Source organism: Micromonospora sp. NPDC048986, assembly GCF_040649335.1.
Lineage (GTDB): Bacteria > Actinomycetota > Actinomycetes > Mycobacteriales > Micromonosporaceae > Micromonospora > Micromonospora alfalfae.
The window spans coordinates 22,072-45,461 of the sequence record NZ_JBEZFJ010000012.1 but is presented as its reverse complement, the minus strand read 5'-3'; the positions used below and the strand labels follow the sequence as shown (position 1 = coordinate 45,461).

The following is a 23,390-nucleotide window of genomic DNA, read 5'->3' as shown; positions in this document are numbered from 1 at the left end:
CGCCGCTCTCGCGTGAACGGAGCAACCGGCATGCCCCGCCGTACCCCGCTGGTGTCCCTCGTCGCGGCTCTGCTGGTCACCGGAGCCTGCGCCGGACCGCCCACGTCGAGCCCGCCGGCCCTGCCGCAGCCGGCTCCCGCCTCCCCGGCCGGACCGACTGCGGCCGGGGACGCGGGCGTCGGGCCCCCGGGTGCCGGGTCCGCGATCGCGGCGGACGGGATGAGCGGGATCGACGTGGTGTTCCTGAGCACCATGGTCGGGCACAGCGAACGCACCCTCCAGATCGTCCGGCTGGCCCGGGACCGGGTGCGCGACGACGCGCTGCGCACCCTGGCCGCCGCCGTCGAGGCGACCGAGGCCGACGAACTGGCCGCCATGCGCGGCTGGTTGCCCACGACCGGGCCGGGTGCCAGCGCGGCCGCACACCACCACGACGGGCACGGCGACGACGCCGCGCTCGACCGGCTGCGGACCGCGCCGGACGCGGACATCGACCGCGTGCTGCGCGACGTGCTCACCGACCATCAGCGATCGGCTGCCGACCTGGCCCGATCCCACGTCGGCGTCGGCCGCAACGAGCGGGTCCGCGACCTGGCCCGGCGGATCGAGCAGTCCCGGACCGCCGAGGTCGAGCTGCTCAGGGGTACGCGGTGAGAGCAGTCACGCCCTGACCGGCGCTCTGGTCAGCGGGGTTCCAGCTTGATGGAGACCGAGTTGACGCAGTGCCGGGTGTCCTTCGGGGTGAAGCCCTCGCCGTGGAAGACGTGCCCGAGGTGACTGTCGCAGCGGGCGCAGCGGATCTCCGTACGGGCCATGCCGAGGCTGCGGTCCTCAATCTCCTTGACCCGGCCCGGGATGGCGTCGTCGAAGCTCGGCCAGCCGCAGTGCGAGTCGAACTTCGTGTCGCTGGAGAACAGCTCCAGCCCGCAGGCGCGACAGTGGTAGACCCCCTGGGTCTTCGTGTCCACGTACTCGCCCGTCCACGGGCGTTCGGTGCCGGCCTCCCGTAGAACGTGGAACTCCTCGGGGGTCAGTCGGACCCGCCACTCTTCGTCGGTACGGGGCAGCTCGTTGTCGTCAAGACTCACCACCCAACGGTACGTCGAACGTCGGGGGCGTGGCATAAGGTCGCGGGATGGGTGGCACCAAGGCTGCGGCCGCCGAGGTCGAAGTGGCCGGGCACACCGTCCGGCTGAGCAGTCCGGATCGGGTGATCTTCCCGCAGCGGGGGTTCACCAAGGCGGACGTCTTCCACTACTACCTCGCCGTCGGCGACGGGATCATGCGCGCCCTGCGGGACCGGCCGACCACCCTCCAACGCTTCCCCGAGGGCGTCGAAGGCGAGGCGTTCTTCCAGAAGCGGGTGCCCACCCGGGGGGTGCCACAGTGGGTGACGACCGCCCAGATCACCTTCCCGAGCGGACGGAGCGCGGCGGAACTCTGCCCGGCCGATCTGGCGCACGTGGCCTGGGCGGCGCAGATGGGCACCATCGTCTTCCACCCGTGGCCCGTGCGGGCCGCCGACGTCGACCGCCCCGACGAGCTGCGAATCGACCTGGACCCGCAACCCGGCACCGACTTCGCCGACGCCGCGCGGGCCGCCGGCGAGGTCCGCGCGCTCCTCGACGAACTGGGCGCGACCGGCTGGCCGAAGACCTCCGGCGGCCGGGGCGTGCACGTCTACCTGCGCATCCAACCCCGCTGGACGTTCACCGAGGTGCGCCGGGCCACCATCGCGTTGGCCCGGGAGGTGGAGCGCCGCAACCCCGACCTGGTCACCACCGCCTGGTGGAAGGAGGAGCGCGGCACCCGGGTCTTCGTCGACTTCAACCAGATGGCGCGCGACCGCACCATCGCCTGCGCGTACTCGCTGCGGGCCAACGCGCGGGCCACCGTCTCGACCCCGGTCACCTGGGACGAGCTACCCGACGTCGACCCGGACGACTTCGACCTGCGCACCGTGCCGGCCCGGCTCGCCGAGCGAGGTGATCCGCACGCCGGCATCGACGACGCGCCGTGGGACATCACCCCGCTGCTGGAGTGGGCCGAGCGGGACGCCGCGGCCGGCCAGGGCGACCTGCCGTACCCGCCGGACCATCCGAAGATGCCCGGCGAACCCAAGCGGGTCCAGCCGAGCCGTGCCAAGCGCACCCCCGACGAAGAGAGCGCCTGACTGACCGACCGCTGCCTCACAGGCGCTGCCGACCCGTCCACGCCAGGAACCTGTCGAACAGCTCCCGTGGGTCGGGTCGCGGGTCGGGGTTGAGCTTGAGCAGGTCGGCTGTCGCGTCGAACAGTTGGCTGGCCATGTAGATCGACAGCGCCACCCGGTCCCGCCGGTACTCCATGGTGAGCAGCAGCCGGGCCGGTGGGCACGGCCAGGCAGCCGCACAGACGCGGCACAACCACAGTGGGCGCATCGGGGTATGGGGGCGGATCGCCCTCCGCTGGCGGTGATGGGCCAGCGACTTGTTCGGCGAAGGCATGCCTCGATGGTGCGCCGCCTTGCTGCTGTCAATAGACTCCGTAGTTGTCGGAGTCGGAGGACAGTGCCGCTGTCATTGTCAACGTGTGGACTTGGTTGGCGTGGCGGAGATCCGGGCGATGCTCGGGAATGTGTCGCGGCAGCGCGCCTCGGTGATCGCCAATCAGCGCAACTTCCGGGAGCCTGTAGCCGTGTTGGCGATGGGCAAGGTCTGGCGGAAGTCGGACGTCGAGGCGTGGCTGGAGAAGCACCGGCCGGAGACCTCGACCAGCTGATTGATCAGCGGTTCGTGTAACCCGTGCGTGGTTGCGCGGCGGGCGGAAGTTGTCGTACACCTGTTCTAGGTTTTGCTCGTGATCGATGAGTTGGTGCGGGCGGAGAGTGTGGTGGCGGCCTGCGTCGACGCCCCGGCCTGGGCCCTCTGCGAGCGTGATCTGATCGCGGCGCTCGACACCACCCACCGGCTACAGCAACGTCTGGCGGCAGCGCAGTTGGCGGTGGTCCGTGAGCTGGACGGTCGAGGCACCGCGCTCGCGCAGGGTGCCTCCTCGACGACGGTGTGGTTGCGCCACCGCCTGCGACTCGACGTCTCCGCCGCCCGTCGGCTGGTCGGTCTCGCCGCCTCGCTCGACGTGGCCCCGCCCGCTGTGCGCGATGCCCTGGCGAGCGGGGCGATCAGCGTGGAGCAGGCCCGGGTCGTCGCCGACACGGCCGCCACGGTGACGGCGTCGGCGGGCGCCGAGGCGGCCGACAAGGCAGTCGGTGTGCTGGTCGAGTGGGCCGGGCAGTTCGACCCCACCCTGCTGCGCAAACTCGGCACCCGCATCCTCGACCACGTCGCTCCCGACCTTGGTGACGCCGCCGCTGCGGCGGCCCTGGCTGCGGAGGCCGCCCGGGCCTCCCGCGATCGGCACGTCACCATCTCCGAGCAGACCGGCGGGCGGTTACGGCTCAGCGGCACCCTCGACGCGGAGGCCGCGGCACTCTTGCGTGCCGTCATCGACCCGCTGAGCGCACCCGCGGGGCCGGACGACACCCGTTGTGCCGGCCAGCGCCGCCACGATGCCCTCGCCGACGTGTGCCGGCTGGCGCTGCGTACCGGTGAACTGCCCGACAACGGTGGCGAGCCGGCCCAGATCGTCGTTACCACCGACCATGACGGGCTGGCGCGGCAGTTGGGCGCCGGTGCCCTCGACATCGGCCTGCGGCTCACCCCGGACACGGTTCGCCGGCTCGCCTGCGACGCCGCCATCCTGCCCGCAGTGCTCGGCGGCGCCGGCCAGGTGCTGGACGTGGGCCGGCAACGCCGCCTGATCACCGGGCCGTTGCGGCGGGCGCTGGTGTTGCGCGACGGCGGCTGCGCCTTCCCCGGCTGCGACCGGCCGTCGCGATGGTGCGCCGCCCACCACATCCGGCACTGGGCCGACGGCGGCCCGACCAGCCTCGACAACGCGGTGCTGCTCTGCGGCCACCACCACCGGCACGTCCATCAGGCCGACTGGGTGGTCCGGCTCGGCGACGACGACCATCCGGAGTTCGTGCCGCCGGCCTGGCTCGACCCCGAGCAGGTTCCGCGCCGCAACCACTACCACCGACGAACGTAGGGCGCGTTTCACCGCCGCCGCCGCTGCAGCCGCAGCCGTCAGTCAGTCGATCAGTCGATCAGGTGGATCTTGTCGTGCCAGTCTCTGCCGCATGGCGGTGCGACGCCGCATGGCGGTGGGACCAGACGAGTTCTACGACCGCGCGGTCGCTGCCGCCGACGGCGTTGATCGAGTCCCACGGTGGTCACCGGCTGTCGGACCCGGCGGATAGCTTGCGTGCATGACGAGCGCCGAGCTGGATGAGCTGATCGTCGCGGACGCCGACGCCCTGCGCGTGTGGTTGTCGGCAAACCACGCCACATCCCCCGGCGTCTGGCTCGCGCTGACCAGGAAGGGCGGCACCGTCACCACGCTGACCTGGCAGCAGGCGGTCGACGAGGCCCTGTGCGTCGGCTGGATCGACGGGCAGGCCCGGAAGCGGGATGAGGAGTCCTCCTGGATCCGGTTCACCCCACGTCGGTCGCGCAGTTCGTGGTCCCAACGCAACGTCGCCAACGTGGCGCGGCTGGAGGAGCAGGGGCGGATGCTCCCGGCGGGCCGCGCCGCTGTGGATGCGGCGAAGGCGGACGGGCGGTGGGCAGCCGCCTACGCCCCGCCGTCGGAGGCGGAGGTGCCGGCGGACCTGCTCGCCGCCATCGCCGCCGAGCCCGCCGCCCAGGCCATGCTCGACGTGCTCACCAAGGCCAACCGGTTCGCTCTCATTCATCGCCTCAACGCCGTCAAGCGGGCGGAGACCCGCGAGCGCAAGATCGGCGAATTCGTCGCCATGCTGGCCCGGCACGAGACGTTCTATCCCCAGAAGGCGAAGCCGACGTCGTCGTGAGGGGCGTCGACCTTGAAGCAACCGATTGACTTTCGATAGGTAACGAGCGAAACTCGATGCATGGTTGCAGAGCATCGAGCGGTTGCCGCTCTCAGAGTTTTCCTCGTGGTGCTGTTCGGGGTCCTGGTCCTGTTTCAGACCTTCTCCCTGCCCGGGCAGTTCGCCCACATGGCCCAGGAATCGCCGCAGGACGCCTACCTGAGGTGGCCGGCAACGGTCGTGGCGGTGTTCTGGGTGCTGTGCGTCCAGGTCGTCATCGTCGCGACCTGGAAGTTGCTCAGCCTGGTCAAGAGCGACCGCATCTTCACCGAGGCGTCCCTGAAGTGGGTGGACGCGATCGTCTGGGCCATCGCCGCCGCGTGGTTGGTGCTCGTGGGTGTCTTCCTCTACGTGGGGTTCAACGCCGACGACCCAGGGCTGCCGCTGCTGCTGTTCCTGCTGACGGTGGGTGTCAGCGTGCTGGGGCTTCTCATGGTGGTGATGCGGGCGCTGTTGCGGCAGGCCACCACCCTGCGGACCGACATGGAAGCGGTGATCTGATGCCCATCGTCGTCCGCATCGACGTGGAGTTGGCCAAGCGCAAGATGAGCGTCGGCGAGTTCGCCGAGCGCGTCGGGCTCACCCCCGCCAACGTGGCGGTGCTGAAGAACGGCCGCGCCAAGGCGGTCCGCTTCAGCACTCTCGAAGCGATGTGCCGAGTGCTCGACTGCCAACCCGGAGACCTGCTGGAGTGGGTCGAGGAGGAAAACTGATGAAGTACGTCCTGACCGTCGCCGCCGTTCTCGTGGTCGCCCTCGGTGTCGCCGGGATCGTGCACGGCGAGGCCGACGACTCGCCGGGTCTCCAACTCCTCGGCGTCGTGCTCGTACTCGGCGCGGTGGCGTTCGGCATCCGCAACCTCCGAGGCGGCAGTTAACCGCTCAGGCGCGCTGGCCGGCCTGAGCTGACCCCTCCCGCAATAACGATCATGTAACGGGCGCGAACCTTTCCCGGTAGGTGGCCTGTCTTGATGGTCGTCGGCCCGCCTGGGCCAGGGGAGGCGTCGGATGAAGCTGGTGTGGAGGCGGGCCCGCGAGGCGCGAGGGTTGCTGGTCGCAGCGGTGATCGCTGCCCTCGTCGCCGTCGCGTTGGTCACTGGGCTGTCCGACTACAACCGTCGGGCGGTGGACGCCGGGCAGCGGGCACTGGTCGCCGCCTCGCCCGCCGAGGAGCGCGGCCTTCTGGTCACCGGCTCGGGCGGGCGGGACGCGGCCGAGTTCGCCGCCCGGGACAAGGCGGTCCGGGCCGAGTTCGCCACCGGACTCGGCGGCGTCCCGGTCAGTGTCACCGCCGCCCGTTACGGCACCGGCCGGGAACTGACCGGCGACCTCGGGCAGATCCCGCGGACGGCCGACGAACCGGTCTTCGCGAAACTGGCCACCCTCGCCGACCTCGCCAGCCACGCGGAGCTGACCAGCGGAGCCTGGCCCAGCCCCGGAGCGAACCCCGTCCAGGTGAGCCTGCCCGAGCGGGTCGCCGGCGCCCTCGGCCTGACCGTCGGCGAACGCGTCCCGGTGCGTGACCGGGCCACCGAACGACGCGGGGAACTGATGCTCGCCGGCACCTGGCGGCCCCGCGACCCGGCGGACGCGTACTGGCTGCTGGCCCCCGGCGTGGGGGCGGGCAGCGCCGGTTCCGGCACCTCGTACGGGCCGTTCACGCTCGACCCGGCCGACTTCGCGGCCACCTTCCCGGGCTCGGTGTCGGCGTCCTGGCTGGCCCAACCGGACCTCGGTGGCGTCGACACCGCCGACCTGCCCGCCGTTCGGAAAGCCCTCACCGAGGCGGTCTCTGCCGTGCCCGAGGCCGCCCAACTGGGCAGCTCCGGGCAGACGGTGACCAAGATGCCGCAGTTGCTGGACCGGATCGGCCGCGCCGACCTGGTGGGTCGCTCATCGCTGGCCACCCCGCTGCTGCTCATCCTGGTGCTCGCCGGTTACGCGCTGGTGCTGGTCGCCGCGCTGCTGCACGAGGACCGCCGCCCACAGACCGCGCTGCTGCGCGCCCGCGGCGCCGCCCGTCGGCAGTTGGCCGGCCTGGCCGCCCGTGAGGCGACCCTGGTGGTCGCCCCGGCCGCCGTGCTCGGTCCACTGATCGCCGGTGAGGCGTTGCGGTACATCCGACCCGGCGGCTCGGGTGACATCTACACCGCCGGCGGCAACACCACACTGGTCTGGGCGGCGGCAGCGGCCACCGCGGCCGGCTGCCTCGTCGCCATGGTCCTTCCGACGCTGCGTGGCGCCGGTACCTACGTCGCCGACATGGCGGCCCGATCCCGGCCGAACCGGTCCGCGAGCGTCCAACGCGCCGGCGTCGACCTGGTGCTCGTGGCGCTCGCCGTGCTCGCCTGGGTGCAGCTACGCCGGTACGCCTCCCCGCTGGCCGGCTCGGGTGGACAGCTCGGGCTCGACCCGCTGCTGGTCGCCGCCCCGACGCTCGGCGTGCTGGCCGGTGCCGTGCTGGCGTTGCGGGTGCTCCCGCCGCTCACCCGGTTCGCTGAGCGGTTCGTCGACCGACGCCCCTGGACCGCCACGATGTTCGGCATGTGGCAGGCCGGCCGGCGTCCCCACGCCGGCCCGGTGCTGCTGCTCGCCCTCGCCGTCGGCGGCAGCACACTGGCCTGGTCGCTGATCAGCACCGGCGAGCGGTCCCAGGTCGAGCAGGCCGGCCACACGGTCGGCGCGGACCTGCGGGTGACCGAACGGACCGGGGACGCCCCACCGACCCGGGCCGCTGAACTCGCCGCGCTACCGGGCGTGGACCGGGTGCTGCCGGCGTGGCGCGACGAGATCCGGATCGGGCGGGAGAACCTGCCGGCGACGGTGATCGGTGTCGACCCGGCCAGCGCTCCGGGCGTCGTCCGGCTCGCCGACCGGCTCGGCGACGGGTCGGCGTCGGAGCAGTACCAGCGCATGATCGATGAGCGCGGAGCCCCCGCCGGTGTCGAACTGCCCGCCGGGGCGCGGGCCATCACCGGCACGGTCCGTACCCCGGTGAGCAGCGCCGCCCGGTCGCTGAAGGTCGCGGTGACGCTGCTGGTCACCAGCTCCGACGGGCTCGCCCTGCGGCTGCCGGCGGCCAACGCCGACGGCGACGGCCGGGCCACCCGGTTCTCCGTACAACTGCCCGACGTGGGCGGGGCGCGGCTGCGGCTGGCCGGGTTCGAAGCCGACGGCGGGCTGGCGGCCGGCAACGCCTACCGACTCCAGGTGGACGGGTTGGCGGTGGTCAACGCCGACGGCACGACCCGACCCGCCGAGCTGAGCGGCGACTGGGTGCTGGCGGCCCCCGGCGTGGCATCCACGCCGGTGCAGACCACCGGGGCCGGGTTCGCGGCGGTCCACACCGTGGAGGTGATTCCCGGCGGGCAGTTCGCGTACCAACCGCCCACCCGGTTCTCCGTCGTGGCGGGCGGGGTGAGCAAGCCCGCGCCGGTGCTGATGACCCCCCAGGTACGCGAGGCGCTGAGCCTGAACGTCGGCGACACCGTCGACCTCACGCTCTCCGGGGTGACGGTGCCGGTGCACCTGGTCGGCGAGTTGAGTGCCGTGCCGACGACCACCACCGCGGCCGGTGTGCTGCTGGACCTGCCGGCCGCTGTCGACGCGATGATCCGGAGCAGCGGCGCGGTGCGACAGGTACCGGAATGGTGGGTCGGCGCCGCCGACGCGAACGCCGCCGCCCAAGCGGTCAGCGCACTCCCGGGCGTCACGGTGCTCAACCGGGAGGCGGCCATCGAGGCGGCCGCCGACGACCCGTACTGGCGCGGCTCGCGTACCGGGATGCTCGCTGCCGCGCTCGGCGCGGTACTGCTCGCCCTCGTCGGCCTGATGGTGGACGTCTGGGCCACCGCCCGGCGTCGGCTCGGCGAGTTCGCGGTCCTGCACACCCTCGGCGCCACGCCCCGGCTGATGGCCCGGGCGCTGCTCGCCGAACAGACGTTCCTCGCCGGCATCGGCGTGGGCGTCGGGCTATTACTCGGCACCGCGGTCGGCGCGACGATGGCCCCACTGGTCATCCTCACCCCGGCCGCCGGCCGGCCGATCCCCCCGGCGGCGTTCGTGCTGCCCTGGGTGCCGATCGGCCTGACCGCTGCCGGTCTGCTGCTGGCGGCCCTCGCCTTCAGCGCGTTCATCGCCACCGGCATCCGTCAGCGGGTGGCGGCGGTGCAGCTGCGAATCGGGGGAGAACGATGAGCGTCGGGGCGGCCGTCCGGCGGGTCCGGGCGTACGGGGGTCAGTTCCTGCTGCTGGCGGTGCTGACACTGGTGGTCACGCTGCTGATCAGTGGAGTGCCCCGGCTGGTCAACCGGCTCGCCGAACAGGGGCTGCGAGCGCAGCTCAACAGCGAGCCGGCCGCCCGCCGGGACCTCTCATACACCACCGGCATTGAGCCCGCGACCTCGCGGCGGACGGCGATGGGCGACGCCGCCGAACGGTTCGACGCCCTGGCCGCCGAGATGCCACCGCCGGTGCGTTCGGCGGTGACCGAGCGGTGGTACAGCGTCGAGACCGCGGCGGCCCGCGTGGTCGGACCGGACCTGGCGGCCCGCAACCTGCTGGTCGACATGAGCCTGCGGGCCATGCCCGACGTTCAGGGCGTGAGCGCCCTGGTCGAGGGGGCGTGGCCGAGCGAGACGTACGTTCCCGACCGGCCGATCGAGGTGGCGCTCGACGTCGACGTGGCCCGTAAGCTCAACCTGCGCGCCGGCAGCCAACTGCGCATCGGCAACACCGACGACAAGGGCAGACTCATCAGCGGTGCCCCGCTGGCGGTGACCGGGCTGTTCCGCCCGGTCGATCGCGCCAACGGCATCTGGGACGGCCTCCCGCAGCTGCTGCGGATCATCGAACCGCAGGGTGACGGCCAGCCGTTCGTCATCGTTGGCGTCGTCGCGCAGTCGCCCCTCAACAAGCGGGCCGCCGAAGGCTGGCCGGTCCAGTCCAACTGGCGGTACCGACTGGGCGTCGACCGGATCGACGCCCGCGAACTGGACCAGATAATCGACGGCCTTCAGGTGATGCAGCGCAACCAGCCCACGGGGATCACCCTGACCCAGGGCGCCGACGTTCCGTTGCGCGCGTTCGCCGCCCAGATCAACGCCGTCCGGACCCTGCTCGCGGTGATCGCGGCCGGCGTCCTGGCCACCCTGGCGGGGCTGATAGTGCTCGCGGCCAGTCTCGCCACCAGGCGGCGTCGCTCGGAGTTCGCGCTGCTGCGCGCCCGTGGGGGCGGGGCCACCGCCGGCGCCCGACGCAGCCTCGCCGAGTCGGTGCTGGTGGTGCCGATCGCCGGCGTGCTGGGCTGGTGGTTGGGCACGCTGTTCCCCGGTGCCCCGGATCCCACCACGCCGTACCTCATCGGAGTGACCGTGCTGGTCACGCTGGCACTGCCGTTGGCGACGCTGGCCGTACCGGCCGGGGGAGCGGGGCGCCGGGACCTGATCCGGGTGCGCCCGTCGGCCCGTCGGCTCACCGTCGAGGTCTCCCTGTTGCTCCTGGCCGGGCTCGCGGCGGTGCTGCTGCGTCGGCGTGGCCTGACCCTCGGCGAGGTGGACCCGCTACTCGTGTCGGTGCCGGTGCTCCTCGCGGTCGCGGCGGCGGTGCTGGCGCTGCGCGCGTACCCGTGGCCGTTGTTGCTGGTCAGCCGGCTGGCCGCGCGGACCCGGGGCAGCGTGGCGTTCCTCGGCACGGCCCGCGCCGGCCGGGCGGCGGTCGCCGCGCCGTTGGTGGTGGTGGTGCTGGCGATCGGCACCGCGGCGTTCTGCGCGGTGGTGGCCGCCGGCGTCGACGCGAGCCGGGAACGGGCCGCCGCGCAGATCGTGCCCGCTGACGCGGTGATCCGTGGCGAACGCTTCGCACCCGACACCATCGACGAGCTGGGCCGCCTGCCCGGGGTCCGGGCCGTCACCCGGGTGCTGTTCGAGGACGACGAGCGGTTCGCCTCCGACGAGGCCGGCACCGACGCCTTCATCGAGCAGACGGACGTGCTGCTTGTCGACGGCTCGGGGTTGGACACCGTCGCCCGCGAATCCCAGGTGGACGTGTCGGTTCCGGCCGCGCTGCGCACCGCCGGACCCGGCCCGGGTCCGCTGCCGGCGATCGTCTCACCGGCGGTCGCCGCCGACCTGGCGAAGGCCGGGCTGGACGACTCGGCCTTCATCGCGGTGCAGGGCCAGCGGTACGAGTTCCGGGTGGCCGGCACCGCTGACGGTTTCCCGATGCTGGCGGCGAACACCAGCCGGTTCGTGATCCTGCCCTGGCAGGCCCTGCCGACGCGTACCACCACACCCGTGCCGACCAGCCTGCTGATCGCCGGGGACTCGCTGGACGCCGAGGCGCTGCGCGTCGCCGGGGACCAGGGGCAGGAGCGCTACCAGCGGGACGGCACGGTCACCGGTCGGGACCGGCCGATCGGCGTCACCGTCGACACCAGGGCGGACGTCCGCCGGGACCTTGGCCAGGGCGGGGCGAACGGAGTGCTGGCCTTCGGGTTCGTGGCCGGCGCGGCTGGCGGCACAGTGCTCGGGCTGTTGGCCATCGCGTTCACGGTGTTGGCCGGCGCGCGCGCCCGGGGCCAGGTGCTGTCCCGGCTGCGCACCCTCGGCCTGTCCCGCCGGCAGTGGCGCGGGCTGCTGCTGGTCGAGTTGACCCCGCTGGTAGCGGTGTCGGTGCTGACCGGCGCGCTCGTCGGCGCGGTGCTGCCCCTGCTGCTCAACCCGGTGCTCGGCCTGTCCGCGTTCACCAGTGGTGTACCGGTTCGGGTGGCCTTCGAGCCCAGCCTGGTCGCCGCGGTGCTCGCGCTCGGGGCCGTCGCCCTCGGCTTCGCGGTCGCCGTCGAGGCCCTGAACAACCGCCGGTTGCGCCTCGGAGAGGTGCTTCGGCTCGGAGAGGAGAGCTGAGATGACCGCTACCGCCCAGACTCCACTGGTGCCTGACCTGGCCGCCCTGCAACAGCGGGCCGCGCAACGCGCCGCCGAGCGGGCCGGCGGGCAGGACCGCCTACGCGGGCACATCGTCTGCGACGGCCTGGTGCGCATCTTCAAGACCGAGGGGGTGGAGGTGGTCGCCCTGCAGGGGCTCGACCTGGTCATCGACCGGGGTGAGCTGGTGGCGATCGTCGGTGCCTCGGGTTCGGGCAAGTCGACACTGCTCAACATCCTCTCCGGCCTGGACACCCCGACCGCCGGTATCGCCCGGGTGGCCGACTACGACCTGCTCTCGCTCTCCGCGAAGCGACGGCTGAGCTACCGCCGGCAGTTGGTCGGGTTCGTCTGGCAGCAGACCGGCCGCAACCTGCTGCCGTACCTCAACGCGCTGGAGAACGTCGAGCTGCCGATGCAGTTGGCCGGCAAACGCAGCGCCAAGGCCCGCCGGGCGCGGGCCCGGGAACTGCTCGACCTGGTCGGCGTGGGCTACTGCGCCGACCGGCGGCCGGGCCAGCTCAGCGGTGGCGAACAGCAGCGGGTCGCGGTGGCGGTGGCGGTGGCCAACGACCCTGAGGTCCTCTTCGCCGACGAGCCGACCGGTGAGCTGGACGAGGCGACCGGCGCGGACGTCTTCGCGGCGCTGCGCACCATCAACGCGGAACTGGGCGTCACCATCGTGGTCGTCACCCACGACCACGCCGTGGCCACGCAGGTCCGCCGGACCGTCGCGATCCGCGACGGCCGGACCGCCTCCGAGGTACGCCGGACCGCGCGGATCGACGCGGACGGCAACACCGAGCTGGTCAGCGAGGAGTACGCGGTGCTGGACCGCAACGGTCGAATGCAGCTACCCGCCGCGTTCGTCGACGCGCTCTCGCTGAAGGAGCGGGTCCGGCTCGACCTGGAGCCGGACCACGTGCAGGTACGGCCCGGCAACCGGGCCTCGGACGATCGGGGGGCGCGGGCATGAGCCGGCAGGACATGGTGGTGACCGGAGCGGCAGGTTTCGGCGGTGCGCCAGCGGCGCGCCCCGACGAGGTGGTCCGGGTCAGTGGGGTCAGCCGGACCTTCGGTCGTGGTGAGCACGCCGTGCACGCGGTGCGGGACGTGTCGTTCACCGCCAACCGGGGCGAGTTGGTCGCCATCCGAGGTCGGTCCGGGGCTGGCAAGACCACGCTGCTGAACCTGATCGGCGGGCTGGACCGGCCGGACAGCGGCCAGGTGGTGGTGGCCGGGCACGAGGTCACCTCGGCCGGGGAGGCGGAGCTGCTGCGGCTGCGCCGGGGCACCGTCGGGTTCGTGTTCCAGACCTTCGGGCTGGTGCCGATCCTCTCCGCCGCCGAGAACGTGGGCGTGCCGTTGCGGCTGGCGCAGGTGCCGGCCGCGCAGCGCGAGGAGCGCGTCGCTGTGCTGCTGGAACTGGTCGGCCTGGGCGGGCACGCCGCGCAGCGCCCGTACGAACTCTCCGGTGGCCAGCAGCAGCGGGTCGCGGTGGCCCGTGCGTTGGCCAACGAGCCGGACCTGCTCATCGCCGACGAGCCCACCGGTCAGCTCGACTCGGAGACCGGGCGGTCCATCATGGACCTGCTGCGCGCGGTGGTGCACGCCCGCGGCATGACGGCCCTGGTGGCCACCCACGACCCGGCCCTGATCGACCTCGCCGACCGGGTGCTCGTCCTACGCGACGGCCGCCTGGTCGACGGCTGACCGCCATCGAACTGCTGCCCGACGCTGTCCCACGCCCCCCCGCGTGCGGCGGTTGGGCGACGGATGGTGGGCGACGGATGGTGGGCCGCGGGTAGCTGGGTGGCGGATGGTCGCCCGCGCCCGCTGTGGAGCTGATGTCGTCAACGAATCGCCGGACGGCGACTCGTCTACGACATCAGCTCCACAGCCTACGTACGGCGCTAGGGCGAGGGAGTTCCCCTACCGCGTCTGATCGGGCCGGTCGTGTCTGGGCCGGTCGATTCTGGGTTGGTCGGTGCGCTTCTGGCCGTCGGGAAGAGACCCGGCGAGCGGGATCAGCAGGCAGCCCAGCAGGGCGAGGAGAAGACCGGCACCCGGCCCCGTCGAGATCAACTCGTGTTCGACGTAGGGGTCCGCGGCCTCGAAATACCAGTACGCCCCGGTGAGGCTGCCGCAGGCGAGCACGTTGGAGATGAGCATTCCCAGGCTGGCCTGTCGCCAGACCCAGCGGGCCGGGCCGGTGTTGGCGAGCGACAGCACCGCGAACACGGCGGCGGTCACCGCGAACGGTAGCGCCCAGCCGAGCACTCTCGAACCCGGAGTGGTTTCCGTGCGGTCCAGGTAGACGCCGCGCCAGGCGGGCAGCCAGAACGCGACGACGACCAGGAGGACGCCGACCGCCAACAGCGCCGAGCCGGTCCCGCGCCATGACGGCCGCGACGGTGCGGCGCCGGGCACCGTCGGCCTGCTCATGGCAGCGAACGTAACCCGGCCCGGGCGACTCCCGCCGCCCCCGCCGGGTGGACCCGACGGCGGGTCAGAGCGCGAGTTTCATGCCCTCGTGGCTGGCCACGAAGCCGAGGCCCAGGTAGAAGCGGTGCGCGTCCGCGCGGGTCTTGTCGGTGGTGAGCTGCACCAGCGCGCAGCCACGCTCACGGGCCTGGTCGACGGCCCAGGTCATCAGCTGTCGGCCCAGCCCCTGGCCACGCCGGTCGGAGCGGACCCGGACCGACTCGATCAGCGAGCGTTCGCTGCCGTGCCGGCCCAGACCCGGGATGTAGGTGATCTGTAGGCAGCCGACCAGTTCGCCGGCCTGCTCGGCCACGATCAGCTGGTTTCGCGGGTCCGCGTCGATGGCCGCGAACGCCCTCTCGTACGCCTCGTCGACCTCGGTGAAGTCGCGGGCCTTGCCCAGGACGTCATCGGCGAGCAGGGCGATGACGGCGGGCAGGTCAGCCCGGACCGCCTCCCGGTAGGTCACGTCGCTCATGGCGGTGATCCTGGCACAGCGAAACCGGCGAATGGGTCTGTGCCGGTTGCGGGCAACGGGCAGCATGGGGCGACATGGAGCTAGTGCTGCTGCCGTTCCGCTGGATATACCGGGCGTTGGTGTGGTTCGCGAACTCGCCCCGCACGCTGATCACCTCGTACCTGTTGATGATCGTGGTGGCCGGGGTCATCTACGGGGAGGTCGAGCAGCGCAGCCCGGCCGACGCCGTCTGGTGGGCCGTGGTGACCGCCTCCACCGTCGGATACGGCGACATCTCGCCGACCACCTGGGCCGGTCGCACACTGGCCGCGCTGCTCATCTCGACCATGGTGCTGCTGGTCATCCCGCTGATCACCGCGCACTTCGCGAGCCGGCTCATCGTCGACGACGACGCCTTCGAGCACGAGGAGCAGGAGCAGCTCAAAGCCGACGTGCGCCGGATGCGGGCGCTGCTGGAGGAGTTGGCCACCCGGCAGGGGATCGATCTGCCCCCGCTGCCACCGACCCGGCCTGTCAGCGGGCCGGGCAGCGCTGCCCCTCCGGTGGCACGGTCAGGTCGATCAGGTAGGCGTCGACAGCGTTGGTGATGCAGGAGGTCTGCGGATACGCGGTGTGCCCCTCGCCCTCCCAGGTGAGCACCCGGCCGACGCCCAGCATCGAGGCGAGCCGTGGGGTCTGCTCGTACGGCGTCGCCGGGTCGCCGGTGGTGCCGACCACCACGATCGGCGGCGCGCCGTTCGCCTTGCCGGTCGGGTACGGGTCGCGCCCGCCCGGCCACTCCACGCAGCTCAGCATGCCGACCGCCAACGCCGGCCCGAACAGCGGGTATTTCCCGCGCCACTCGGACTGCAACCGGCGGATCTGCTCCCGGCTCGGCTTCTCCGTCTCGTCGGCGCAGTTGATGGCCAGGTTGGCGTCGAACAGGTTCGAGTAGTGCCCGTCGTCCTCGCGGCCGGCGTACGCGTCGGCGAGCCGGAACACGTCCTTCGGGTCGCCCTCGGCGAGGTTGTCGATCGCCTGGGCCAACTCCTGCCAGCCGGATTCGGTGTAGAGCGAGGAGATGACGGCGTAGAAGACCCAGCCGCTGGTGGCCTCCCGCCCGTCGGCGCCGCGTACCGGGGAGACCTTGGCCTTGTCGATGGCCGAGGTGACAGCGGCGCGGGCGTCCGGTGCGATCGGGCAGCGGCCGGCGTTCGCCGCGCACCAGCGGGTGAAGTTGGTGAAGGCCCGTTCGAAACCGCGGGCCTGGCTCTCCGAGCCCTCGACCAGTCGCTGCTGCGGGTCGACAGCGCCGTCGAGCACCAGCGCCCGCACCCGCTGCGGGTAGAGCTGGGCGTACGTGGCACCGAGCAGGGTGCCGTACGAGTAGCCCAGGTAGGTGAGCTTGTCGTCGCCGACTGCGGCGCGTACCGCGTCCATGTCGCGGGCGGCCTGCTCGGTGCCGTACAGCGGCAACTGGTCGCCGTAGCGGTCGCCGCAGCCGCGCCCGATCCGCTGGCTCAGACCGACGAAGCCGTCGAATGCCGACTGGCTCGTCGGATCCGGGTCGAAACCGAAACTGGCGTCCAGGTCGGCGTCGGAGATGCACTTCACCGGGCTGGACCGGGCGACCCCGCGCGGGTCGAAGCCGACGATGTCGAAGCGCTCGGTGATCGAGGCGGGCAGCCCGCCGAACTGGGGGCCGAAGGAGAGGTAGACGGCGGTGTCGACACCGGAACCACCCGGACCACCCGGGTTGATCACCAACGAGCCCACCCGGTCGCGCTGCTTGGTGGAGCGGGCGCGCAGCAGGGCGATCTCGAAGGTCTGCCCGGCGCCTGGGCCGGCGCTCGCCCCGCCGCCGGTGCCCCAGTCACGGGGCACCGCGATCCGGGTGCACTCGTAGCGCATGTTCGGTGCGCTCCGCCCGACCAGTTCGTCGGGCACCTCCGGGCAGGGCCGCCAGTTCGGTGCGCTGCCGGTCGGGGCGGCCGCGCCCTCCACCTCGGTGCGCGGCGCGAACGCCGGCAGCGTGCAACCCGCTGTGAGCAGCGCGGCGACGACGAAGGCGGCCAGAGTGCGACGGACCCGGCGGCGGGACGCCATCCGAGGCTGGTCGGCGGTGCGGGTCACGTGGTCCTCCGGAATCGGGTCGACGGCCAGGCTACGCCGAGCCGGTGGCGGCTCGGTCCACGGTGGCCGTCGGGTCGCCGCGCAGCACCTGATCCACGTCGAAGCGGATCGGCCGTTCGAGCTGGTCGTAGCGGCAGGACCGGGGATCGCGGTCCGGGCGCCACCTGACGAACTGCGCGGTGTGCCGGAACCGTTCACCCTCCATGGCGTCGTAGCCCACCTCGACCACCAGCTCGGGGCGCACCGGCTCCCACTCCAGGTTCTTCGTGCCGGTCCACCGGCTGACCCCACCCGGGATGCGTTGGCCACGCTCGTGGTCGCCGTGCACCCACGGGTGCACACCGCCGGTGTCCCGATAGGGCGCCAGCTCGTCGAGCAACTCGGCGCGGCGGGCCATGCTGAACGACGCGCTCACTCCCACGTGGTGCAGCACCCCGGCGTCGTCGTACAGGCCGAGCAGCAGCGAGCCCACCACCGGGCCGGACTTGTGCCAGCGGAAGCCGGCCACCACAGCGTCAGCGGTGCGGGCGTGCTTGACCTTGAACATCAGTCGCTTGCCCGGCTCGTACGGCAGATCGGCCGGCTTGACGATCAGACCGTCCAGCCCGGCGCCCTCGAAGACGTCGAACCAGCGCCGCGCGGTGTCCGGGTCGGTGGTGACCTGGGTGACGTGCACCGGCGGGCGCACCCCGGCCAGCGCTTCGACCAGCCGCTCCCGGCGGCGCGGGTAGGGCTGGTCGAGCAGTGCCTCGTCACCGATCGCCAGCAGGTCGAACGCGACAAAGTCGGCCGGGGTGGTCTCGGCCAGCATCTTCACCCGGGACGCGGCCGGGTGGACGCGCTGGGCCAGCAGCTCGAAGTCGAGCCGGGGCTGGCCGCTCGGCCCGTCACGCCGAATCACGATCAGCTCCCCGTCGACAGCGCACCGCTGCGGCAGCTGCCGGCGGGCCTGCTCGACGACCTCGGGAAAGTAGCGGGTCATCGACTTGCCGCCCCGGCTGGCCAACTCGACCTCGTCGCCGTCGCGGAACACGATGCACCGGAACCCGTCCCACTTGGGCTCGTAGGTCACCCCGGGCGTGGTGGGCAGCTTGGGAACGCTCTTGGCCAGCATCGGCTCGACCGGCGGGTTGATCGGCAGGTCCACGCCGACCAGTCAATCAGACGGCGCCGACAGTCGTGAGGCAGATCACCGTGGACGACCGGGCGGCGTGTCCGCCTGTGCGTCGCTCGTCCCCACCGGGCGAATCGAACAACACCAGCTCAGAGCTACTTTCGCGAGGTGTCCGAGTGGGTCTGTGACTGCTGCGGGCGGTGGCGGGTGAGCGTCGAGCTGATCCGGGGCCGCTACCGCTTCCGGCTGACCCGCCGCTACCCGCAACGGTTCGGCGGCGGCCGGAACGTGCTCGGCGAGGTCGGTTCGGTGCCCGAGTTGGAGGAGCTGTTGCGTCGGCGTACCCCGCTCACACTGGCCGACCTGCGCGAGGCCGCCTGACCGGGGCGGCGGCGTGCGGCCGGGAACCACCGGGTGCCGGGCTCGGGTGCCTCCACTGAGGAGGGACGGCGTTGAACGTCGGTGTCACACTGCTCCCGGCGGCCTCGTCTGCACCCGTGGCGGTGCCGAGCGGCGCCGCCGGGGAGGGGACGCCATGCGGTTCGAGGCCGATACCGAAGTCGCCGCGGAGGCCGAGCAGATCTGGGCGGTGCTGGTCGACGTGCCCCGCTGGCCCGAATGGACAGACTCGGTGACCCGGGCCGAGCGGGGGGAGCCGGGGCCGCTGACCGTCGGCGCGACAGCACGACTGACCCAGCCGAAGCTGCGGCCGGCACTGTGGCGGGTCACCGAGCTGACCGAGGAGCGGGAGTTCGTCTGGGTCTCCGCCGCGCCGGGTGTGCGGACCACCGGGGAGCACCGGCTGCTGCCGCTGCCCGACGGTCGTACCCGCGTCGAGCTGGTCATCGACCAGGCCGGCCCGCTGGCCGGCCTGATCGGCTGGCTCTACGGCGGGCTGTTCCGCCGCTACGTGCGGATGGAGGCCGACGGGCTCAGGCGTCGCTGCGAGCGGAGCTGACGGCCGGCTTCTCCAGCACTGCCAACGAGATGCCGTTCGGGTCCGGGCGGTGCGCCACGATCCGGTAGCCGTGCCGCTGGTACAACCGCAGGTTGCGCCCGCTGTCCGCTCCGGTGAACAGGGTGAAGCGGGCCGCCCGGCCGGCGCAGACCCGCTCGATGGCGGTGAGCAGTTGCGCCCCGACACCCCGCCCCTGCTGGTCCGGGGCGACCGACAGCCGGCCGACGTGCGCGGTGTCCCCGTCCAGGTGGGCCCGCACCGAGCCGACCAGCCGGCGGCCCAACCGGGCGGCGAGCACGATGCTCGGGCCGGTCAGCACCGTCACGACCTCGTCCAACGTCTCGGTCAGCGGAGGCAGGAACGGATCGTTGTAGTGCTGCGCCTCGCTCAGGTACGCGGCGCGCTGCACCGTGAGGATCTCGCCGGCGTCCACGACACCGGCCGGAACGATGCTCGCCTCGGCGTTCATCCGGGCAGCACACCACAGTGGCCGTTGTCATCGACGGGCGGCCCGACCGCACCGGCCGTACCCTGACCCGTGTCCGGTCGAGGTCGAGGGGGCAATGGTGGCCGAGCTGACGTACCCGGAGGTGGGGTCGACCCGGCACGGGCCGCTGCCCGGCGGGTACCACCACCTGCGGCACCGGTATCCGCTGCCCGGCGGCTGCTTCGAGACCGCCGCCGACGCGGTGCTGAGCTGGCGGCTGCACCGCGCCGCTGGCGTCCGGATTCGCACCGACGCGCCGCGGGCCACCACCGGTGTGCTGGTGACCGCCGGCCTCGGCGTCGGCCCGGCCCGCCTCTGGGGGCCGTGTCAGGTGGTCTGGAGCGCGGACTCGCCCACGCTCGCCGGTTTCGGCTACGGCACCCTGCCCGGGCACCCGGAGCGGGGCGAGGAGGCGTTCGAGGTCGTCCGCGACGACACCGGGGCGGTCTGGTTCGAGGTCCGCGCGTTCAGCCTGCCGGACCGCTGGTTCACCCGCGCCGGAGGCCCGGTGGTTCGGGCCGTGCAGCACGCGTACGCCTGGTGGCTCGGCCGTACCCTGCGTCGGCTCTGCGCGGGTCGCTGAAACCCCCGGCGCTGGAGCGACTCAGAACCTGGCGAACGAGCGGATCGGGGCGCGCGGGCCGTATTTCGGCGCCCGGATGCCGGCCGCCTCCAGCAGCAGACAGACCCGGCCCCGGTGACCTCGGAACGGCTCCAGCAGGGCCATCATCCGGGCGTCGTCGCCCCTCGGTTCGCCGGCGAGCGCCCAGGCCACTGTGTTCGGGATGTGGTAGTCGCCGACGCTGACCGCGTCCGGGTCGCCGTACGCGATCCGGACCACCTCGGCGGCCGTCCACGGCCCGATGCCGGGGATCGCGGTCAGCCGGCGGGTGGCGTCGGTGGCGTCGGTGCTGCGCTCCAGACGGTCGGCGAGCGCGGCGGCGCGACGGAGCGTGTCGGCGCGGCGCTGCTCCACCCCGAACGGGTGGAACACCCAGTACGGGGCCGCGGCCACGGTGGCTGCCTCGGGCGGCAGGAGCAGCGGCTGAAACGGGCCGGGAGCCGGCTCCCGGAAGTGCCGCACCATCGCCGCGTACGCCCGGTAGGCCTCCTTGCCGGTGACCTTCTGCTCGAAGACCGCGCGTAGCAGTCGGGGGAAGACCACCCCGGTCGCGGGCATTCGCAGGCCCCGGTGCTCCCGGGCCAGCCGGGCGACGAGCGGGTGCGCCGCTGCCAGCTCGGTGAAGCCGGTCAGGTCGTCGCGGAGCCCCGCGATCGCGTCGGCGCGGGCGAGGACGTGCTCGGCGCCCGGTCCGTACCCCTCCGCGAGCAACTCTGCGCCAGCCGGTCGCAGCGCGAGCGTGGCCGGACCGTCCGGGGTGCGGGTGGCCCACCAGAAGGTGCCGGCCGCCACCCGGGCGCACGCATCGTATGGGCTGAAGGTGAGCGCGCGGACCGAGGCGGTAAGCCGGTAGCCGACCGGTGGGTGCAGCACCCTGGTCGCGGCGGGTTCGGTCTCGGTCACCCCGCTACTCTGCCAGGTCACGATGAGGGCTGGCGACCGGCGGTACCGGTCGCGCCCGGCGTTGAGGAGCTTCGCGTCGGTACGTTCGGCCGACCGTCCCGGTGTCGTTGAACCACCCGAATGGCCAGGATTATTGTGGTGAAAGGCGCATACGGCCCTTATTTCATTTTTGGTGGTGGGCCAGGTATCGATCATGTGGTTGTTTGATGGCCTGCAGGTAAACGCACTGCCCCGGGCCACCTGCGGCGGCCAGCAACTTCCGCTCGCGGAAGTACACGGTCCGGCCCGGAGACCGGTGTCCCGCCGACAGCCGCCACCAGGCGGCGCGCGGCCGAGGCCGGATCGTCACGCAGTGCCAACGGGGGATCTGTGGAAGGGCATGCAGTGCTGGCTGCGCGAGTCTGTGTCGAATCATCGCCAGTGGGATCTCACCCCGCTACCTGTTCGCAGGGCTGACGGGTGCCCGCTGACCAGGCGGCCGTCGCGAGCGGACGGCCCAACGCATGATCGCGCTGAAGGTCTATCGACTCCTACCGTCGTCGGCACGGCGACGGCTGCTGGGTCTGCTGCCCGCGCACCGGCGGATCGGCCTGGTGCAGACGCTCTCCCGCCCGCGCGGCGGCGACACGGTGCATTCCCTCGGCGCCCGGGTGGCAGTGACCGACGGCGGCGTTCGCACCCGGGCCGAGGTCGTCGCCGCGGCGACCCCGTTGCAGCAGTGGCACCGCAACCTCACCGCCGTCACCACCGCGCTGCACGCCGCCGGCATCGAATACCACTGCATCCGTAACGACGACCACCTGCGCAGCACCGTCGCGGTCCTCGACGACCAGCGGCCGGCTGTGCAACGCCTCATCCGCTCCGCGCCGGCGCTCTCCGGCGCGGACGTACGGGTGGTGCAGGTCCAGCCCCGTCGGGACCAACCGGACGGCGCCCCGACCCAGGTGATCCAGGTCTGCTTCCCGGTGACCGACGTCCGCGCCGGGGTGGTCCTCGGCGCCCAGTTCGCCTGCGAGATCGAGTTCTGGAGCCGGCACGGGGACATGGTCCGGGCACCCCGGCGCAACGGGGTCGTCGACGAGGCGCCCGCCCGCGCCCAGCCGGTCCGGGTGGCAGCGGCGCTGATGAGTCACTTCGTGCCCGAGGCCGACGATCACACCTACGGCACCCGGCGGGACCTGGCCGTCCGGGCACCGGACCGGGTTGGCTTCCCGATCGACGCCGTCTACACCTGGGTGGACGGCTCCGACCCGCAGTGGCTGAAGCGGAAGTCGCTGGCGCTCGGAGCCCCGGACGGCCCGCTGCACGCGGTCGCCGCGAACTCGTCGCGCTACCACAACCGCGACGAGCTGCGGTATTCGTTGCGCTCGCTGCACAGTTTCGCGCCCTGGCTGCGGCGGATCTTCCTGATCACCGACAGCCAACTGCCGAGCTGGCTCGACCCGAGCCATCCGATGATCACCGTCATCTCGCACGCCGAACTCTTCGCCGACCTCGGCGGCCGGTCGTCGTACAACTCGCACGCCATCGAGTCCCGGCTGCACCGCATCGACGGACTGGCCGAACACTTCCTCTACCTCAACGACGACGTGTTCCTCGGTCGCCCGCTGCTGCCGAACCACTTCTTCCACGCCAACGGGATCGCGAAGTTCTTCCCCTCGCCGGCCCAGTTCGGCCTGGGAGAGGCGAAGCCGGAGGACCCGCCGGTGAAGGCCGCCGGAAAGAACAACCGTCGGCACATCCAACGGCAGTTCGGCGTGACCATCACGCAGAAGATGAAGCACACCCCCTTCGCGTTGCGCCGCAGCATCATGCAGCAGATCGAGGGCATGCTGCCGGACGAGGTGACGGCCACCGCGCGGCACCGGTTCCGGCACCACGGCGACCTGGCCATCCCGTCGTCGCTGCACCAGTACTGGGCGTTCCTGACCGCGCAGGCCGTCCCCGGCGACATCGAGTACGAGTACGCCGACCTGGGTCACCCCTCGACCCCCGCGCGGCTGGCCGAGCTGCTGGCCCGCCGGCACCGCGACGTGTTCTGCCTCAACGACACCGACTCCGACCCTCGGTCGTTCGCCGAGCAGGAGCGGATGCTGGCCGACTTCCTGCCCCGCTACCTGCCCTTCCCCGCCCCGTTCGAGCTGCCGGACGACGTGGTGGCGGAGCGGCGGAACGTGGGCGCGGGGGAGCTGTGGCGGCGCTCGTACCGCCCGGTGCGGGATGCCCGCCGGAACGCCCCGGTCGACGCGCCCACCATGCCCAACAACATGCTCAACACTGTCACCGACTTCAAGGCGGTCCTGCTCGGGCGCGACGAATGAGCCCGTACCGGGTCGGCGTGCCGACGTTCCCCCCGCGT

The 23,390-nt window shown here is 72.5% G+C and carries 25 protein-coding genes; 17 read left to right on the top strand and 8 right to left on the bottom strand.

What is annotated here, in order from left to right; all coding sequences use genetic code 11:
- Positions 1-30 precede the first annotated feature (30 nt).
- Positions 31-654 (top strand): DUF305 domain-containing protein, encoded by a 624-nt coding sequence (locus AB0B94_RS23425; protein ID WP_357283928.1) that lies wholly within the window; start codon positions 31-33, stop codon positions 652-654.
- A 29-nt stretch (positions 655-683) separates the two neighbouring features.
- On the opposite strand, the gene msrB is transcribed toward AB0B94_RS23425, so the two are convergent.
- The gene (gene msrB, locus AB0B94_RS23420; protein ID WP_030336225.1) at positions 684-1,088 is read right to left on the bottom strand and encodes a peptide-methionine (R)-S-oxide reductase MsrB; all 405 of its coding nucleotides are present in this window, start codon (positions 1,086-1,088) and stop codon (positions 684-686) included.
- 47 nt (positions 1,089-1,135) lie between these two features.
- Here msrB and ligD point away from each other — a divergent pair, with 47 nt between their 5' ends.
- Positions 1,136-2,173, top strand: coding sequence for a non-homologous end-joining DNA ligase (gene ligD / locus AB0B94_RS23415; RefSeq protein ID WP_357283924.1), 1,038 nt, complete (start codon positions 1,136-1,138; stop codon positions 2,171-2,173).
- A 16-nt stretch (positions 2,174-2,189) separates the two neighbouring features.
- Here the strand turns inward: ligD and AB0B94_RS23410 are convergent, their stop codons facing one another.
- Positions 2,190-2,486: a hypothetical protein gene (locus AB0B94_RS23410; RefSeq protein WP_357283921.1), complete on the bottom strand. Its 297-nt coding sequence runs from the start codon at positions 2,484-2,486 to the stop codon at positions 2,190-2,192.
- 85 nt (positions 2,487-2,571) lie between these two features.
- Here AB0B94_RS23410 and AB0B94_RS23405 point away from each other — a divergent pair, with 85 nt between their 5' ends.
- The 10 genes from AB0B94_RS23405 to AB0B94_RS23360 all read left to right on the top strand — a co-directional run bounded on the left by AB0B94_RS23405 (position 2,572) and on the right by AB0B94_RS23360 (position 13,586).
- The gene (locus tag AB0B94_RS23405; protein WP_357283917.1) at positions 2,572-2,760 is read left to right on the top strand and encodes a hypothetical protein; all 189 of its coding nucleotides are present in this window, start codon (positions 2,572-2,574) and stop codon (positions 2,758-2,760) included.
- 78 nt (positions 2,761-2,838) lie between these two features.
- On the top strand, positions 2,839-4,089 hold the full coding sequence (locus AB0B94_RS23400) for a DUF222 domain-containing protein (protein WP_357283914.1): 1,251 nt from the start codon (positions 2,839-2,841) through the stop codon (positions 4,087-4,089).
- A 220-nt stretch (positions 4,090-4,309) separates the two neighbouring features.
- The gene (locus tag AB0B94_RS23395; RefSeq protein WP_357283910.1) at positions 4,310-4,912 is read left to right on the top strand and encodes a YdeI/OmpD-associated family protein; all 603 of its coding nucleotides are present in this window, start codon (positions 4,310-4,312) and stop codon (positions 4,910-4,912) included.
- A gap of 105 nt (positions 4,913-5,017) precedes the next feature.
- Positions 5,018-5,452 (top strand): DUF2975 domain-containing protein, encoded by a 435-nt coding sequence (locus tag AB0B94_RS23390; protein ID WP_238662171.1) that lies wholly within the window; start codon positions 5,018-5,020, stop codon positions 5,450-5,452.
- Positions 5,452-5,664 (top strand): helix-turn-helix transcriptional regulator, encoded by a 213-nt coding sequence (locus AB0B94_RS23385; protein WP_357283906.1) that lies wholly within the window; start codon positions 5,452-5,454, stop codon positions 5,662-5,664. Before AB0B94_RS23390 ends, AB0B94_RS23385 begins: the two co-directional genes overlap by 1 nt.
- A complete protein-coding gene (locus AB0B94_RS23380) occupies positions 5,664-5,828 on the top strand; it encodes a hypothetical protein (RefSeq protein WP_357283903.1) in 165 nt (54 codons plus the stop codon). Before AB0B94_RS23385 ends, AB0B94_RS23380 begins: the two co-directional genes overlap by 1 nt.
- A gap of 130 nt (positions 5,829-5,958) precedes the next feature.
- On the top strand, positions 5,959-9,147 hold the full coding sequence (locus AB0B94_RS23375; RefSeq protein ID WP_357283900.1) for an ABC transporter permease: 3,189 nt from the start codon (positions 5,959-5,961) through the stop codon (positions 9,145-9,147).
- Positions 9,144-11,852: an FtsX-like permease family protein gene (locus AB0B94_RS23370; RefSeq protein WP_357283896.1), complete on the top strand. Its 2,709-nt coding sequence runs from the start codon at positions 9,144-9,146 to the stop codon at positions 11,850-11,852. Before AB0B94_RS23375 ends, AB0B94_RS23370 begins: the two co-directional genes overlap by 4 nt.
- 1 nt (position 11,853) lies before the next feature.
- Positions 11,854-12,849: an ABC transporter ATP-binding protein gene (locus AB0B94_RS23365; protein WP_238671891.1), complete on the top strand. Its 996-nt coding sequence runs from the start codon at positions 11,854-11,856 to the stop codon at positions 12,847-12,849.
- An 11-nt stretch (positions 12,850-12,860) separates the two neighbouring features.
- Complete coding sequence (locus AB0B94_RS23360) at positions 12,861-13,586, top strand: ABC transporter ATP-binding protein (RefSeq protein WP_357284491.1); 726 nt, start codon at positions 12,861-12,863, stop codon at positions 13,584-13,586.
- Between the two features lie 219 nt (positions 13,587-13,805).
- On the opposite strand, the gene AB0B94_RS23355 is transcribed toward AB0B94_RS23360, so the two are convergent.
- The gene (locus tag AB0B94_RS23355; protein ID WP_357283891.1) at positions 13,806-14,318 is read right to left on the bottom strand and encodes a hypothetical protein; all 513 of its coding nucleotides are present in this window, start codon (positions 14,316-14,318) and stop codon (positions 13,806-13,808) included.
- Between the two features lie 64 nt (positions 14,319-14,382).
- Positions 14,383-14,835, bottom strand: coding sequence for a GNAT family N-acetyltransferase (locus AB0B94_RS23350; protein WP_357283888.1), 453 nt, complete (start codon positions 14,833-14,835; stop codon positions 14,383-14,385).
- Between the two features lie 74 nt (positions 14,836-14,909).
- Here AB0B94_RS23350 and AB0B94_RS23345 point away from each other — a divergent pair, with 74 nt between their 5' ends.
- Positions 14,910-15,422, top strand: coding sequence for an ion channel (locus tag AB0B94_RS23345; RefSeq protein WP_357283885.1), 513 nt, complete (start codon positions 14,910-14,912; stop codon positions 15,420-15,422).
- On the opposite strand, the gene AB0B94_RS23340 is transcribed toward AB0B94_RS23345, so the two are convergent.
- Both AB0B94_RS23340 and AB0B94_RS23335 read right to left on the bottom strand, forming a co-directional pair.
- Entirely contained in the window at positions 15,349-16,920 is a 1,572-nt protein-coding gene (locus AB0B94_RS23340) for an alpha/beta hydrolase (RefSeq protein ID WP_357284488.1), read from the bottom strand. The two genes, AB0B94_RS23345 and AB0B94_RS23340, sit on opposite strands and share 74 nt — an antisense overlap.
- 58 nt (positions 16,921-16,978) lie before the next feature.
- The gene (locus tag AB0B94_RS23335) at positions 16,979-18,094 is read right to left on the bottom strand and encodes an ATP-dependent DNA ligase (protein WP_357283880.1); all 1,116 of its coding nucleotides are present in this window, start codon (positions 18,092-18,094) and stop codon (positions 16,979-16,981) included.
- A gap of 135 nt (positions 18,095-18,229) precedes the next feature.
- On the opposite strand from AB0B94_RS23335, the gene AB0B94_RS23330 reads away from it, so the two are divergent.
- On the top strand, positions 18,230-18,442 hold the full coding sequence (locus AB0B94_RS23330; protein ID WP_357283877.1) for a hypothetical protein: 213 nt from the start codon (positions 18,230-18,232) through the stop codon (positions 18,440-18,442).
- Between the two features lie 154 nt (positions 18,443-18,596).
- The gene (locus AB0B94_RS23325; protein ID WP_357283874.1) at positions 18,597-19,019 is read left to right on the top strand and encodes an SRPBCC family protein; all 423 of its coding nucleotides are present in this window, start codon (positions 18,597-18,599) and stop codon (positions 19,017-19,019) included.
- Here AB0B94_RS23325 and AB0B94_RS23320 read toward each other — a convergent pair.
- Positions 18,994-19,488, bottom strand: coding sequence for a GNAT family N-acetyltransferase (locus tag AB0B94_RS23320; protein WP_357283871.1), 495 nt, complete (start codon positions 19,486-19,488; stop codon positions 18,994-18,996). The genes AB0B94_RS23325 and AB0B94_RS23320 overlap by 26 nt on opposite strands.
- Before the next feature lie 94 nt (positions 19,489-19,582).
- Here AB0B94_RS23320 and AB0B94_RS23315 point away from each other — a divergent pair, with 94 nt between their 5' ends.
- Positions 19,583-20,089 (top strand): DUF1990 domain-containing protein, encoded by a 507-nt coding sequence (locus tag AB0B94_RS23315; protein WP_357283868.1) that lies wholly within the window; start codon positions 19,583-19,585, stop codon positions 20,087-20,089.
- 21 nt (positions 20,090-20,110) lie between these two features.
- Here the strand turns inward: AB0B94_RS23315 and AB0B94_RS23310 are convergent, their stop codons facing one another.
- On the bottom strand, positions 20,111-21,031 hold the full coding sequence (locus AB0B94_RS23310; RefSeq protein WP_357283865.1) for a DNA-3-methyladenine glycosylase 2 family protein: 921 nt from the start codon (positions 21,029-21,031) through the stop codon (positions 20,111-20,113).
- A 503-nt stretch (positions 21,032-21,534) separates the two neighbouring features.
- Between AB0B94_RS23310 and AB0B94_RS23305 the strand changes: the two genes are divergently transcribed.
- The gene (locus tag AB0B94_RS23305) at positions 21,535-23,352 is read left to right on the top strand and encodes a stealth family protein (protein ID WP_357283862.1); all 1,818 of its coding nucleotides are present in this window, start codon (positions 21,535-21,537) and stop codon (positions 23,350-23,352) included.
- Positions 23,353-23,390: the final 38 nt, after the last annotated feature.

Excerpts from the sequence above, each read along its gene's own strand:
- AB0B94_RS23345 (WP_357283885.1), top strand. The coding sequence starts at position 14,910 with ATGGAGCTAGTGCTGCTGCCGTTCCGCTGGATATACCGGGCGTTGGTG.
- AB0B94_RS23375 (WP_357283900.1), top strand. The coding sequence starts at position 5,959 with ATGAAGCTGGTGTGGAGGCGGGCCCGCGAGGCGCGAGGGTTGCTGGTC.
- AB0B94_RS23395 (WP_357283910.1), top strand. The coding sequence starts at position 4,310 with ATGACGAGCGCCGAGCTGGATGAGCTGATCGTCGCGGACGCCGACGCC.
- AB0B94_RS23340 (WP_357284488.1), bottom strand. The coding sequence starts at position 16,920 with ATGGCGTCCCGCCGCCGGGTCCGTCGCACTCTGGCCGCCTTCGTCGTC.
- AB0B94_RS23425 (WP_357283928.1), top strand. The coding sequence starts at position 31 with ATGCCCCGCCGTACCCCGCTGGTGTCCCTCGTCGCGGCTCTGCTGGTC.
- AB0B94_RS23365 (WP_238671891.1), top strand. The coding sequence starts at position 11,854 with ATGACCGCTACCGCCCAGACTCCACTGGTGCCTGACCTGGCCGCCCTG.
- AB0B94_RS23305 (WP_357283862.1), top strand. The coding sequence starts at position 21,535 with ATGATCGCGCTGAAGGTCTATCGACTCCTACCGTCGTCGGCACGGCGA.
- AB0B94_RS23350 (WP_357283888.1), bottom strand. The coding sequence starts at position 14,835 with ATGAGCGACGTGACCTACCGGGAGGCGGTCCGGGCTGACCTGCCCGCC.
- AB0B94_RS23385 (WP_357283906.1), top strand. The coding sequence starts at position 5,452 with ATGCCCATCGTCGTCCGCATCGACGTGGAGTTGGCCAAGCGCAAGATG.
- AB0B94_RS23355 (WP_357283891.1), bottom strand. The coding sequence starts at position 14,318 with ATGAGCAGGCCGACGGTGCCCGGCGCCGCACCGTCGCGGCCGTCATGG.
- AB0B94_RS23410 (WP_357283921.1), bottom strand. The coding sequence starts at position 2,486 with ATGCCTTCGCCGAACAAGTCGCTGGCCCATCACCGCCAGCGGAGGGCG.
- AB0B94_RS23380 (WP_357283903.1), top strand. The coding sequence starts at position 5,664 with ATGAAGTACGTCCTGACCGTCGCCGCCGTTCTCGTGGTCGCCCTCGGT.
- AB0B94_RS23370 (WP_357283896.1), top strand. The coding sequence starts at position 9,144 with ATGAGCGTCGGGGCGGCCGTCCGGCGGGTCCGGGCGTACGGGGGTCAG.
- ligD (WP_357283924.1), top strand. The coding sequence starts at position 1,136 with ATGGGTGGCACCAAGGCTGCGGCCGCCGAGGTCGAAGTGGCCGGGCAC.
- AB0B94_RS23360 (WP_357284491.1), top strand. The coding sequence starts at position 12,861 with ATGGTGGTGACCGGAGCGGCAGGTTTCGGCGGTGCGCCAGCGGCGCGC.
- AB0B94_RS23320 (WP_357283871.1), bottom strand. The coding sequence starts at position 19,488 with ATGAACGCCGAGGCGAGCATCGTTCCGGCCGGTGTCGTGGACGCCGGC.
- AB0B94_RS23315 (WP_357283868.1), top strand. The coding sequence starts at position 19,583 with ATGGTGGCCGAGCTGACGTACCCGGAGGTGGGGTCGACCCGGCACGGG.
- AB0B94_RS23325 (WP_357283874.1), top strand. The coding sequence starts at position 18,597 with ATGCGGTTCGAGGCCGATACCGAAGTCGCCGCGGAGGCCGAGCAGATC.